Origin of the sequence: Terriglobus roseus (genome assembly GCF_900105625.1) — a bacterium.
Classification (GTDB): Bacteria; Acidobacteriota; Terriglobia; order Terriglobales; family Acidobacteriaceae; genus Terriglobus; species Terriglobus roseus_B.
The window spans coordinates 764,051-776,389 of sequence record NZ_FNSD01000001.1; the positions used below are offsets into that span (position 1 = coordinate 764,051).

The following is a 12,339-nucleotide window of genomic DNA, read 5'->3' on the forward strand; positions in this document are numbered from 1 at the left end:
GGCTACTTCCCCCGGCTTAGCCGCGCCAGGTCACGCAGATACTGCTTGAGTGGACGCGCGGGACGACCCCAGAAGACTTGTCCTGCTCCATAAAGCTTCTTGTTGCTAAGCACACCTGCGCCACCGCCGAGGATGACGCCAGGACCGACGATCGCGTGCTCGCCCATGCCGACCTGTCCGCCCAGGATTGCACCGTCCTCGACGACGCTGGAGCCGCTGATGCCGGTCTGCGCAGCAATGATCACATTGCGGCCGATGCGTACGTTATGGCCGATGTGAACCAGGTTGTCGATCTTCGTTCCGGCACCGATGCGTGTCTCACCCAGGGCACCACGGTCGATGGTGGTGTTCGCGCCGATCTCGACATCGTCTTCAATGACGAGCGCGCCCTGTTGCGGAAACAGCAGGTAACTACCGTCCGGCCGCCGAGCGTAGCCGAAGCCGCGTGAACCAAGCACGGCGCCTGCCTGCACCTGAACGCGATCTCCCAGCACTACCCCTGCCTCGATGACGACTCGCGCGCCAATGGTGCATCCGGTGCCGATCGTGACGGCCTCGCCAACGACCGTTCCGGGGCCGACGCTTACACCGTCGCTCAACTTCGTTGAGGGAGCGATCTGCGCCGTTGGATCGATCTGTGCGGACACACGCGGACGCAGACGGTCGGCCACGACAGAGAATGCCAGCCGGGCATCGGCCACATGCATCACCCTCGGATCGTCACTGGCAAGCTTTGCGCTCGCCAGCACCAGCCCGGCCGCAGACGCCAACGCAGATGCGAGGGCCTCTGCTGATGTTGCGAAGACCACTGCGTCCGCCGAGGCGGACTCCGGCGCGGCAACACGCAGGATCTCGGCGGAAGTCGCTCTGCCGATCTCGGCCCCAAGCCACGCTGCAATCTCGGGTCTGGTTGCCATCGTTAACGCGTCTCCGCCGATAGGATCGAACTGTTCTTTGCATCCACACCGCTCCGCGCGCCCGATGCCGTGCTCGCCGAGCGCCGCGTGTAAATCGGTGGCTCACCGGGAGGACGTGTCTTCCAGCGGCGATGCAGCCACAACCACTGCTCCGGATAACGGCGGACGTATGCCTCCGTGGTGGCCGCGAAGAGCGCGGTGTTTGCGAGTGCATCTGCCTCGGCATCGGAGGTGTGCTGAATCTTAAGCTCCTCGCCGAAGTGGAGCACGTAGCGCTGCTCTTCCTGCGACCAGAGCAGGAAGCCCGGAACCACTGCCGCACCCGTCTTCCGCGCAACGCGGGCCAGACCGCTGGCCGTGCATGCAGGAACACCGAAGAATGGCACGAAGACTCCCTGGGGTGGCGTCATGTTGGTATCCATCAGGATGCCAACGGTTTCGCCCTTGTGCATCGCGCTGATCAACCCGCGAGCGAAGTCATCCTTGTGCAGGACACGATTGCCGTGCAGACACCGGATCGCGTTCACCATGTCATCGACCAGTGGATTGTCCAGGCGCCGGATGACCATCCCCATGGGGTGTCCCAGCAGAGAGTGTACGAAGCTGGATAGCTCCCAGGCTCCCAGATGGCCCGTAAGCACCAGCACGCCCTTACCGCGCGCTTCGGCCGTCAGGAAGTTCTCCAGCCCGTCATATCGCATGACTTTTTCGCGAACGAACTCCGCCGAATAGTTGGACATCTGACAGAACTCAGCGAGCTGCCACCCCAACGAGCGGAAAGTACCGCGAAGAACAGCTTGCCTTTCCGACGTTGAGAGATGCGGGAAGGCCAGCTGCAGGTTGCGGTCGCCCGTGCCGGAGAGACGTCCTGCAAGGGCGCCTGCGGCTGCTCCGATGGCAGCGCCCGCAGACCGCGCCACAGACCTCGGGAGCACACGCAGTGCAGACACAGCCGCGACGACCGCTGCATATTCCAACCGCTGACGGAAGGTGACCGTCCGCTCCTGACGTGATGCCGGAAGACTCAAGGCTTCAGTGTAATCCCGCGCCAATACGAAAGGGCCCCCTACGGAGGCCCCTCGTGTGATTCGTTCGAATGCTACTGACGGCTGGAGACGAAGTACTTCGCAACCGTGCCGACAAAGGGCTTTGCGTCATCCGGTGTGCGCTGTCCGCCACCCAGTACCGTCTTGAAGGGGATGTTTGCACCGTAGAACGTGCGCGTATCATCCTCGTTCTGCGAGAGCACCGTTCCGTCGAGATCGATACCTGCGAACAGGCCCTTCGAACGCGAGTAGGTCAGGAACTCCGCATTGAGCTTCCAGTCGGTGCCGGCCTGGGCGTTACGGCCAACCGGGCCTGCCGAAGCAGCAGCATCGCCACCGATCTTGAACTTGTTGGTCAGCATGTGCTGCAGACCGTTCTGGTTCATTGCAACCAGAACGAGGTCAGTCGACTGTCCGCCGATCTGGAAACCGAAGCTGCCACCGGCGAGCTGCACGAACACAGGTGCGCTCCAACCGTGGCCGGTGCGGCATGTCGCGACACCCTGACCGTACTGTGCACCAACAACGAAGGCGCCCTTCTTGAAGGCCGGGATCACGACGACGCAGTTTGCGCCGCTCAGAATCTGGCTGGGGATCGACTTGTCGGGAGTCGCCATGATCTCGTGCAGAATGTTCTGCGAATCGGTAAGGCGCTCATCAAGCTTCGCCTTGTCGGCGGCCATGGCGGGCAGTGCGGTCGCTACAAGCGTCAACGCACACAGTGCAGCTTTGATACGGTTCATCTTTATCACCTTTTCTGCGGCACCCCATGGGCGCACGCTCACATCGCTACTTGTGATGGATGAGACGCGAGTCAAGTTGTACGGGATCGAAAGGGACGGCTGCTGAAGCGTCGTCAAAGGTCTACATTGGGGGCGACCATAGGCAAAAAAATGGGGCTGCAGTCTGGGCTCTCACCCCGGCCGACAGCCCCTCTTCTCCCAGGTCTGTGTTACGTAGATCTAAGATGCGGCCTATAGAAGTAACCTGCAAGTTACGTAGGTCCCAAGACTATTGAATACTGCTTCCTCCCTTTTTGGCACGCACTTTCTGGTCACTCCTCTAAGGCGAAGCACTCCCAGCCGCAATTCTCATTACGACGACGGTCAAAGTGGAAGCGCAGTTCACGCTCGCTCGCAACGGCATGGCCGTTTCGCATTGCGGGGTGGAAGAGCCAACGCTCGACCGTCGCGACGACCAGGTCGTCGATCTGCGCACCCATACCGCGACGGGCATGTACCTGCGCAACGTGGCCTGTGTCATCGATCTCAACCTCCACGATGACATCGCCGGTCGTTCCGGCGCCGGACAGATCCGGTTTCTGCCCTGGAAACGCCTGCACATACAGCAAGCTGACAGTGCCGGTGCCGAGAGCATCGTTGCCCTGCACCGGAGGGGCCGCGCTGGCATCGTCCGCCACCACCGGAAGTACGTTTGCTCTTGGGTAACGCCGCGCCATTGCACGGCGAGGCGGTGTCGGCGGCAAGGGCGCGGGCTTGCCCGGGTTGTAGGTCACCAGAACGTGCCGCCCCGTGGCCGTGCCGGCCGGCTTGAGTCGCGGCGCCCCCATCCACCAGGCATTCACGAGAACGAGCAACGCCAGCAGGTGCAGACAAGCCGAGAACATTGCGCGGCCAGGCAGCGTCTCAAGCCACCGAACGCCGCGGGCTCGCGGCGCTGCGGCGGGGATCAGGGCCAAACGGCGGCGAAGATCGCTGAGGCGAAGCATGCGGCTCATCGTATCGCAAGGGCACAACGCCGCGATGCTGGTCTGCAGTCGCAGCCGTTGAGTAGACTGCTCCGCATGAGATCGTCCCTGCTCCTTGTCGTCCTGTCTTTGCCGCTGGCAAGTCTCTCCGCACAGCCGCCCCGCACCGCGCGCGGAGCAACGACGGCCACGCTGCCTGCGTTCTCCGGCACGTGGGTTTTGGACCCAGCTCGCAGCAAAGTCGTGCAGCACACCAATGGAGAGAGCCGAGCCATCATCCAGTACGACGGCAAGACGTGGCACTACATCCACACGCACCAGGCCGAAGAAGAGGAAAAGCCGGACGCGTGGCAGACCACGCTGGTCGTCGACTCCCCGACGCCACACGTTGTTCACGGCGAGGACATTACGTTTCGGTCGCGCATCCAGCGTGTTGGGCAAGCCATGCTTCTGACGGAGACCGGTGTCACGCTCAACGGCCAGAAGACCTCCAACACCGTGCGATACACGCTCGAAGACGGCGGCAACACGTTGGTGGAGACGGAGACGGCCGTGGGCCCACTCGGCAAACAGGTGAACGTCTATGTTCTGAAGCGCGAAGGGCCCCTGCCGGAAATCGGGACGAAGACAGACAAGAAAGACGACTAACTCAATTACGACCGTCGATCTGCATCTCAATGGCGCGAACAGTGAGCGCCACACGATTGGCGACGCCAAACTTCTGCAGCAGCCTGCCGACGTGCGACTTAACGGTCTTCGTCTCAACGCCAAGTGTTGCGGCGATCTCACGATTGGCGCGACCGTCAATCAGCAGGTCGATCACTTCACGCTCCCGCGGCGTCAGCTTGATCTCAGGCGGCCTGGGATCGTCGGGCGCGATCGTGTCAATCAGGCTCGCCAGCACCTTGCGCGGGGCCCAGATGGAACCGTCCGCGACCACGTCGACCGCCATCACAATCTCACGCGGACTGGCCGTGTACTGCAGGTAGCCCTTGGCCCCGCTGGCCACGACGCGCTGAATGAATGACGGATCCGTGCGGCTGCCCAGCACGATCAGCCGAAGGCCGGGGCGAGCGCGACGGAAAGCCGCCATCATGGGGAAGAGATCTTCTTCACGCGTGTCGATCAGGACCATGGACAGGTCACCTTCGCGCAGGGTGTCCGGTGCGGTCAGCGGCAACAGGTCGCAATCGGACAGCACCGCGCACAGGCCCTCCACGCGCAGGGGGTCGCTCGACAGCACCCCCACCCGCAGCCGTGGCCTCGTGTTGTCCAGTTCTGTCCCCATAGAGTTAGAGCTTCGGCAGAACGATGCCCTGTTGCTTTTGGTACTTGCCCTTGCGGTCGGCGTAGCTGGTCTCGCACACTTCGTCCGACTGGAAGAAGAGAATCTGGCAGAGGCCTTCGTTCGCGTAGATCTTTGCGGGCAGCGGCGTGGTGTTTGAGATCTCAAGTGTCACATAGCCCTCCCATTCCGGCTCGAACGGCGTCACGTTTACGATGATGCCGCAGCGCGCATAAGTGCTCTTGCCAACGCAGATCGTCAGGACATCGCGCGGAATGCGAAAGTACTCGATGGAACGCGCCAGCGCAAACGAGTTCGGCGGAACAATGACACTATCCGCATCGACGCTGACAAACGAGCGCTCATCAAACGCCTTCGGATCGATGATGGCGCTATTCACATTCGTAAAAATCTTGAACTCACGCGAGACGCGGAGATCGTATCCATAGGAAGACAGCCCGTAGGAAATACAACCCGCGTTGACCTGCTTCTCACTGAACGGTTCGATCATGCCGTGCTTGACGGCCTGCTCGCGAATCCACTTATCGGCCTTGATCGACATGCAACTCCCTGCCACGGTTACCCATGTGGCTCTGTGTTTCGTTTCGTGTCATCTTACGACAACACTCGATTCCCATCTTTCTTAGAAATGATCTCTACCGGACAATGGTTGACACCGGCGCCAGTCGTTCCTAACATCGGACGAAGCGCCCCAGTCAAAGCGGCCGCGAGAGCCGGAAGGGACAGCACACGTGATCAAGCAGGACCTGATTCAACGGGTAGTCGATCGCACAGGTCTGCCTCGCACACGGGCCGAACAGGCCGTGGAAGAGATTCTGAAGGGCATGAAGAAGGCCCTGACCAACGGCGAACGCATCGAGCTTCGCGGCTTTGGCGTCTTCACCGTCAAGCCACGCAAGACCGGCATCGGTCGCAATCCGCGCACGGGCACGGAAGTCGATATCGAACCAGGTCGCGCCGTCCGCTTCAAACCCGGCAAGGATCTGCAAGTCCTCGACAAGGCACCCGAGTAAGTTCGCGTCCTTCGACCCCGCGTCCTTCGATGAATCGGGTGCCCCATCCATGCGTAGTCTCATCGCACGTGTGTGGGTTGGCGCGAAGCGCTACATCAGGCTGATCGGATCCACATCAACCACCAGCGCCTTGCGCGGAATCCCCTGCGTGTCCGCGTATTGCAACATGGCTCTTAGACCGGCTTGCACATCGCTGCGACGCTGCGCCTTGAGCAGCAGGTGGAAGCGATAGATCCGCTTCAGTCGTGACACCGGTGCCGGCGCCGGACCCAGCACGCGCACGCCCTGCACCGTTCGGCCTGCGAACCATCGGCCAAGCTGGCCGCTCCAGGCCATCGCTTCATTCAGTTCCTGCGACTGCACCAGCACGTTCGCCAGCACGCCAAAGGGCGGATAGAAGAAGGGTCTGCGGAACTGCATCTCGCGGCGCGCAAAGCCCAGGTAGTCGTGCTCCGCAGCCATGCGGACGGCGTAGTGGTCCGGGTGGTAACTCTGCACCAGAACCTTGCCCGGCAGATCGCCGCGGCCGGCGCGACCACTGACCTGGGTCAGCAGTTGAAAGACACGTTCGGCTGCGCGAAAGTCCGGCATGCCCAATGCATGATCGCAACCCACGACGCCAACCGTCGTGACGCCATGAATGTCATGCCCCTTCGCGATCATCTGCGTGCCCACCAGCAGGTTGATCTCGCCGGAGTGGAGACGTTGCAGCAGTCGCTCCATGTCACCGCGTCCACGCACCGTATCGCGATCCATGCGGCCGATGCGTGCAGCGGGAAAGATCTCCTGCAACCGCTCCTCTCCCTGCTGGGACCCTGCGCCCATGTAGTACAGGTGCTCACTCTGGCACTTTGGACAAGCCTTCGGCACGGTGCGCCGATACCCGCAGTAGTGGCACTCCAACCGCTCGCCCGGTTCTGCGTGCAGATCGGAGTCCACGACGGGCTTGTGAAAGGTCATCGCAATGGCGCAGTTCTCGCACTCGATCTTGTCTCCGCATGCGCGGCACATTACCACGTAGCTGTAGCCGCGCCGATTCAGCAGGATGATCGCCTGCTCGCCGCGGTCCAGTGTTGCCTGCGTCTCTTCGATCAGTCGACGACTGAAGATGTTCTCCGCACCCGTCTGCGCGAACTCTGCGCGCATGTCGACAAGTTCCACCGCCGGCAACGGACGATCCATTACGCGTTGCTCCATCTTCAGCAGCGCATAGCGGCCGCTCTGCGCGTTGTTCCAGCTCTCCAGCGACGGTGTCGCAGAACCCAGCACCACAGGTATGCCGAGCAACTTGGCACGCATCACGGCGACATCGCGGCCGTTGTAGCGTGGCGTCTCCTCCTGCTTGTAGCTGCCATCGTGCTCTTCATCGACAATGATGAGGCCGAGCGCAGGCACAGGTGCGAACACGGCAGAGCGTGTGCCCACGACGATGCGCGCCTCGCCGCGTCGGATACGGTGCCACTGCTCCGCCCGCTCATCGGGTGAGAGCTGCGAATGCAACAGCGCCACCTCATGACCGAAGGCGGCGTGCATCTGCCCCGCCATCGCAGGTGTCAGCCCGATCTCCGGCACCAGCAGCAGCGATGCCTTGTCCGCGTCCAGCATGCGGCGCATCGCCGCGAAGTATACGGCGGTCTTGCCACTACCGGTGATGCCATACAGCAGGTGCGGCTTGAACCCGCCCTCGCCCATCGCTGCGGCGATACCGGCGAGTGCCTCGGTCTGTGTCTCGTTCAGTGCATGTTCGTGCGAGTGCTTCTTGCCGGGAGCATGGACACCTCCCAGATGAAAGGATTCCGGCACGTCTTCCACCTGCACCAATCCGCGCTTCACCAGCGTAGCCAGCGTCGATTGCGGCACGTCGAGCGAACGCAGGTCCAACACACGCATTCGTCCGCCCACCGCGCTCAACTCCGCCATGATCTTCATCTGGTTTTCGTTCAGCTTTGGCAGGCGGACATCGTCCACCAGTACGGCGATCTTCTCCAGCCGGCGCGCATCGCGCTCGTCCGCCTCGACCTCACGCGTCAGCCAGCGCTTCTTCACCATGCCTTCCAACAGCGCCTTGTTGGCGCCGGTGGAGCTACGCAAGGAGGTCAGCTTAACCGCGCCACCGCCCTCCAGCGCATTGAGCACGGCATACTCCTTGTTCTGGTCTTCGGCGGAAAGTTTCGATCGTCGGGACGAGCCCTTCGCTGCGCCCTCATACAGCACGCGACGGCCTTGCTCTGCGATGCGATAGAGCAACGTGCGGCGTATCTCAGCGTTCAGGGGCAGCATGCCCCGCAGCACTTCGCCGAGAGGCGCGACGTAGTATTGCGCGATCCACTCGGCCAGCTTCATCAACTCGTCCGGCAGCAGCGCAGCGTCGTCCAGCACCTGCTGCACAGGCTTCACTTCGAAGCCGTCCGTCGGCTGCACGTCATGAACACGCACCACGACACCCATGAGACGCTGCCCGCTGAAGGGCACCAGCACGCGCGCGCCGACCGGGGGCGCATCAGCGCCGCTCACCGAATAGGTGAACGCCCGCTCCAGCGGCACGGGCAACGCAACATCCACGAACAAGGGCACAGCTCTAGTGTATGAGTCCGGTGGCTACTTCGAACCACGGGACGCGCGCGGACGTGTGCCCCGTAAGATGGGTACCCCGCTGGATGAATGCCACTGGATGGTCCACCCAATGTCCGAGGGGCAGACTAAGCCAGGTCGATCTTCATGAAGACGTCGGCGCGGTCGTACTTCATTTCCGGCAGATCGCTGGGCGGAACATGCCGGAAACCGAGCGACTCGTAGAGGTGGATGGCGTTTACCAGCTTTGTGCTGCTGCCCAGAAAGACGGTGTGAGCACCCAGCGCCCGCGCCTGCTCCAGCACGTACGCGAGCAGCTTTCGTCCAACTCCCTGCCCGCGCGTCTCAGGAGAGACAGCCATCTTCGACAGCTCATAGATGCCGTCGCCAAAGCGAATCAAGGCTGCGGTTCCCAGGACACGATCGCCATCCGTGGCGACATAGACCTGTCCGCCAGTCGCGATGATCTTTCCGCGTGGGTCGCCGAGCGTTGTGGCGTCTTTCTCCTCGATGCGAAACCACTTTGAAATCCACTCTTCATTCAGCGTGCGGAAGGCTTCGGCATCCGACTCGGTTGCCATGGGGCGCATCATCAATTCGACAGTGGTGGCGGTCATAACGAACTCCTGTTGCTCAAATCTAGCGATCGTTACCATGCACGTCCAATATCTTGATTCTCTTGATTGATACTCTAAAACTATGAATGCAGAGATCGAGTTGCGGCACCTGCGTTACTTCACCGCGGTCGCCGAAGAGCTCCACTTCGGACGCGCTGCGAAACGGCTTTACCTGGCCCAGCCCGCGCTCTCACAACAGATTCGCAAGCTCGAGGAGATTGTCGGCGCTCCCCTGTTCCTGCGCACCTCGCGCTCCGTCACACTGACTGCCGCCGGTGAGATCTTTCTGGAGCGCTCCCGGCGGACTCTGCGCAGCGTACAGCACGATGTCGAGGAGGCGCGCAGCATTGGCCGCGGCGAGAGCGGATCGCTGAACGTGGGCTTTATCGGATCGGGCATGCTGGGCAGTCTGCCTGCGGTGCTGCAGGGCTACCGTGCCGCGTATCCACGCGTGCAATTGCAGCTGCATGAGTCGTTCACCTCGCGCGTCGTCACAGGTCTTACCAGTGGCGTACTGGACGCGGGTCTGCTGCGTGATAGTGATCCGCATCCAGACCTGCATACCGAAGTGCTTTTCTCAGAGCGCTTCATCGCGGTCTTGCCAGCCGATCATCCGCGCGCAACGCAGCGAAGCATCGCCGCAACAGCTCTGCGCAACGAGCCGTTCGTATTCCACTCAAGGGCTGCCGGCGCGCTGGCATGGGACAAACCGCTGAGCATGTGCGGAGAGGCGGGCTTCTTTCCGCGCGTGGTTCAGGAAGCGTCGAACTGGCTCAGCATCCTACAGTTGATTGCAGTCGGCTTCGGCGTTTCCATCGCGCCGGAGTGCGTGCGGAGCGTTGCCATGGAGGGCGTCGTCTGCCTGCCGTTGCGCGGAGCAACGGAAGTCAGCCATGTGGAACTGGCCCATCGCAAGGGAGAGACGCGTCCCATCGTGCAGGCCTTCGCACAAATCGCCCGCAAGATTGCCGGCGCTCGGAATGACTAGGCGCGTGCGGGCGGCTTCAGACCGAGCTCGACCATGACGCGCTGCAGATCCTTCCACGCCTCGCCCTTCTGCCGGGGATCGCGCAGCAGGAATGCCGGATGGTAGGTGACGGCACACTTGGCGCCGCGCACGTCATGCCACTGCCCGCGGAGTGCGGTGAGCGGCTGCTTTACACCGAGCAGATATGTTGCTGCGGTGGCACCGAGAGCCACGACGATCTTCGGCTGCACGATGTCGATCTGCTGCAGCAGGAATGGCGAGCAGGTGTTTGCCTCTGCCGGTTCCGGCACACGATTTTTGGGCGGACGGCACTTGACGATATTCGCGATGTAGACCTCTTCACGCTTCAGTCCCATCGCATGGATCATGTTGTTGAGCAGCTGCCCGGCCTTGCCGACAAACGGCACGCCGCTCTCATCCTCGTCGGCACCGGGGCCTTCGCCGACAAACATCAGCTGGGCGTTCGGGTCACCATCGGCAAAGACAATGGTGTGCCGACCGGCATAGGCAAGCGGACAACGCGTGCAATCGCCGATGATGTCGCGCACCGCCTGCAGGGCTGCAGCTTTGTCCTGGGGTACAGTGCGTGAGGCAGGCAGAGGGGCAAGCTGATTGAAGCTGACAAGCGGCATGGAGGGCGGCGCGAAGGGTCCTGTCTCTGGGATGAAGTCATCGAAAGCAGCGGGGGCTGCTGGCGCGGTAGCGGCAGGTGGGATGGTGCGTTGTGGCGTGCTGGCAGCCATGGGCGCAATCACGATCTCCGGACCGGCTCCGGGACGTGGTGATGCGGGCCGCACCGGAGCGGGGCGTTGCGCAAGCGATGGAGAGGATGAGGGCCGGGGAGCGGCCACGGCGCTGCTGCGTTGCGCCGCGCCGGGAGCAGCAGAAACGGTGGGGCGCGATGCCGGTGCAAGCGACTGCAGCCACGCATGTAACTCCGGACTGTCTGCCGGTGCGCCCTGCCGGTACATGTCGTAAACGCCCATGTCGCGGAGGTAATCGATGTAACCGCGAAGCGCTTCTGCACTCAGATCCATAACCCTGATTCTAAGACCGCAGAAGATCGCGCCGCCCGTGGCGGGTGATGCAATGGAGGAAAACCCCGCAGCGGTAGAGCTGCTTGCGGCGTTACAGCGCCGAGAGTGCGATGGCCTTGGGCGACGGCATGACAACGAAGCGCACATGGCCCGTGCGAATTTCGTCCTGTGCCACGCGGCATGCCTTCATGCTTGTGGTTGCCATCAGCGGCAGAGCGCCGGACTGTAATTGGCGCGCACGGCGTGCGGCACCCTTTACCAGACTGTACTTGTTGTGGAGTGCATCTGGACCGAACATCGCGTCGTGACCGTTCAAAGCATCGTGGCTCATCACTTGCCTCCGTACCGCATAGGCACACTGTACCGCAGAATTGACGCAAAGTGGCGCGATAGGCAAACTTTCATCGGAAGTAGTGGTACCAAACCGGGAGAGCGCTGGCAATAGCCGACTAAACCGTGAGATCCGTGGCCGTGAACTCGTCCAGTACCCGCTTCAGGCGTGCCGGCGACTCGGAGGTGCGGCAGCAATGGGACAACTCCAGGGCGGAGGCGTCCGTGTCCCCGCGTGCCTGCAGAACGATCGCCCGCAACTCTGCGGCTGCGGTATCCAGTACGTCATTCACTATGGCGAACTGGTATCGATCCACATATTCCAGTTCGCTGCGCGCCTGCTGCAGACGGCGTTCGATCACGGCCTCATCCGTCATGTGTTCGGCCGCGCTGCGATTGCGCAGACGCGTTTCCAGCACACGCGGACCGGGCGGCATGATGAAGATCGAAACGGCTGCAGGCATCCGCTCCATGACTTGCATCGCTCCCTGCACATCGATATCCAGCAGCAAATCACGTCCATGCTCGGCGGCCAGGGCAAGAGCGGACCGCGCTGTCCCGTAGTAGTTGCCGAAGACTTCGGCCCATTCCAGGAAGGAGTCGTTGGCAATCATCTGCTCGAAGTGTTCGCGCGACGTGAAGTGATACTCGCGGCCATTCTCCTCACTGCCCCGGGGCGCACGCGTGGTGTAGCTCACGGAGAACTCGAGGCCCTCGACATACTTGCGAAGTTCGCCTACGAGGGTGGATTTGCCCGATCCACTGGGTGCCGAGATGATGAAAAGAATGCCAGCCATGATTGTTGA

General features: G+C 62.1%; 14 protein-coding genes. 3 read left to right on the top strand and 11 right to left on the bottom strand.

Annotated elements, in window-relative coordinates; all coding sequences use genetic code 11:
• Positions 1-2 precede the first annotated feature (2 nt).
• The 4 genes from BLW03_RS03155 to BLW03_RS03170 all read right to left on the bottom strand — a co-directional run bounded on the left by BLW03_RS03155 (position 3) and on the right by BLW03_RS03170 (position 3,692).
• Positions 3-917, bottom strand: coding sequence for a UDP-3-O-(3-hydroxymyristoyl)glucosamine N-acyltransferase (locus BLW03_RS03155; protein WP_074652307.1), 915 nt, complete (start codon positions 915-917; stop codon positions 3-5).
• A 2-nt stretch (positions 918-919) separates the two neighbouring features.
• Positions 920-1,945: a lysophospholipid acyltransferase family protein gene (locus tag BLW03_RS03160; protein ID WP_083350286.1), complete on the bottom strand. Its 1,026-nt coding sequence runs from the start codon at positions 1,943-1,945 to the stop codon at positions 920-922.
• Between the two features lie 71 nt (positions 1,946-2,016).
• Complete coding sequence (locus BLW03_RS03165) at positions 2,017-2,706, bottom strand: lipid-binding SYLF domain-containing protein (protein ID WP_074652309.1); 690 nt, start codon at positions 2,704-2,706, stop codon at positions 2,017-2,019.
• 311 nt (positions 2,707-3,017) lie between these two features.
• Positions 3,018-3,692 (bottom strand): energy transducer TonB, encoded by a 675-nt coding sequence (locus BLW03_RS03170; protein WP_170834943.1) that lies wholly within the window; start codon positions 3,690-3,692, stop codon positions 3,018-3,020.
• A gap of 75 nt (positions 3,693-3,767) precedes the next feature.
• Here BLW03_RS03170 and BLW03_RS03175 point away from each other — a divergent pair, with 75 nt between their 5' ends.
• The gene (locus BLW03_RS03175) at positions 3,768-4,319 is read left to right on the top strand and encodes a hypothetical protein (protein ID WP_074652311.1); all 552 of its coding nucleotides are present in this window, start codon (positions 3,768-3,770) and stop codon (positions 4,317-4,319) included.
• A 1-nt stretch (position 4,320) separates the two neighbouring features.
• Here the strand turns inward: BLW03_RS03175 and BLW03_RS03180 are convergent, their stop codons facing one another.
• Both BLW03_RS03180 and dcd read right to left on the bottom strand, forming a co-directional pair.
• Complete coding sequence (locus tag BLW03_RS03180) at positions 4,321-4,959, bottom strand: response regulator transcription factor (RefSeq protein ID WP_074652312.1); 639 nt, start codon at positions 4,957-4,959, stop codon at positions 4,321-4,323.
• Between the two features lie 4 nt (positions 4,960-4,963).
• The gene (dcd, locus tag BLW03_RS03185; protein ID WP_074652313.1) at positions 4,964-5,518 is read right to left on the bottom strand and encodes a dCTP deaminase; all 555 of its coding nucleotides are present in this window, start codon (positions 5,516-5,518) and stop codon (positions 4,964-4,966) included.
• A gap of 190 nt (positions 5,519-5,708) precedes the next feature.
• On the opposite strand from dcd, the gene BLW03_RS03190 reads away from it, so the two are divergent.
• Entirely contained in the window at positions 5,709-5,990 is a 282-nt protein-coding gene (locus BLW03_RS03190; protein ID WP_074652314.1) for an HU family DNA-binding protein, read from the top strand.
• A gap of 90 nt (positions 5,991-6,080) precedes the next feature.
• Here the strand turns inward: BLW03_RS03190 and priA are convergent, their stop codons facing one another.
• Positions 6,081-8,564, bottom strand: a complete 2,484-nt coding sequence (gene priA / locus BLW03_RS03195; RefSeq protein ID WP_074652315.1) for a replication restart helicase PriA — start codon at positions 8,562-8,564, stop codon at positions 6,081-6,083.
• A gap of 125 nt (positions 8,565-8,689) precedes the next feature.
• Positions 8,690-9,178: a GNAT family N-acetyltransferase gene (locus BLW03_RS03200; RefSeq protein WP_074652316.1), complete on the bottom strand. Its 489-nt coding sequence runs from the start codon at positions 9,176-9,178 to the stop codon at positions 8,690-8,692.
• Positions 9,179-9,260: 82 nt separating this feature from the next.
• On the opposite strand from BLW03_RS03200, the gene BLW03_RS03205 reads away from it, so the two are divergent.
• Complete coding sequence (locus tag BLW03_RS03205) at positions 9,261-10,166, top strand: LysR substrate-binding domain-containing protein (RefSeq protein WP_074652317.1); 906 nt, start codon at positions 9,261-9,263, stop codon at positions 10,164-10,166.
• Here the strand turns inward: BLW03_RS03205 and BLW03_RS03210 are convergent.
• The 3 genes from BLW03_RS03210 to gmk all read right to left on the bottom strand — a co-directional run bounded on the left by BLW03_RS03210 (position 10,163) and on the right by gmk (position 12,330).
• Complete coding sequence (locus BLW03_RS03210) at positions 10,163-11,203, bottom strand: uracil-DNA glycosylase (RefSeq protein WP_074652318.1); 1,041 nt, start codon at positions 11,201-11,203, stop codon at positions 10,163-10,165. The genes BLW03_RS03205 and BLW03_RS03210 overlap by 4 nt on opposite strands.
• Before the next feature lie 91 nt (positions 11,204-11,294).
• A complete protein-coding gene (rpoZ, locus tag BLW03_RS03215; RefSeq protein WP_244501936.1) occupies positions 11,295-11,534 on the bottom strand; it encodes a DNA-directed RNA polymerase subunit omega in 240 nt (79 codons plus the stop codon).
• Between the two features lie 118 nt (positions 11,535-11,652).
• Positions 11,653-12,330 (bottom strand): guanylate kinase, encoded by a 678-nt coding sequence (gmk, locus tag BLW03_RS03220; protein WP_074652319.1) that lies wholly within the window; start codon positions 12,328-12,330, stop codon positions 11,653-11,655.
• Between the last annotated feature and the right edge of the window lie 9 nt (positions 12,331-12,339).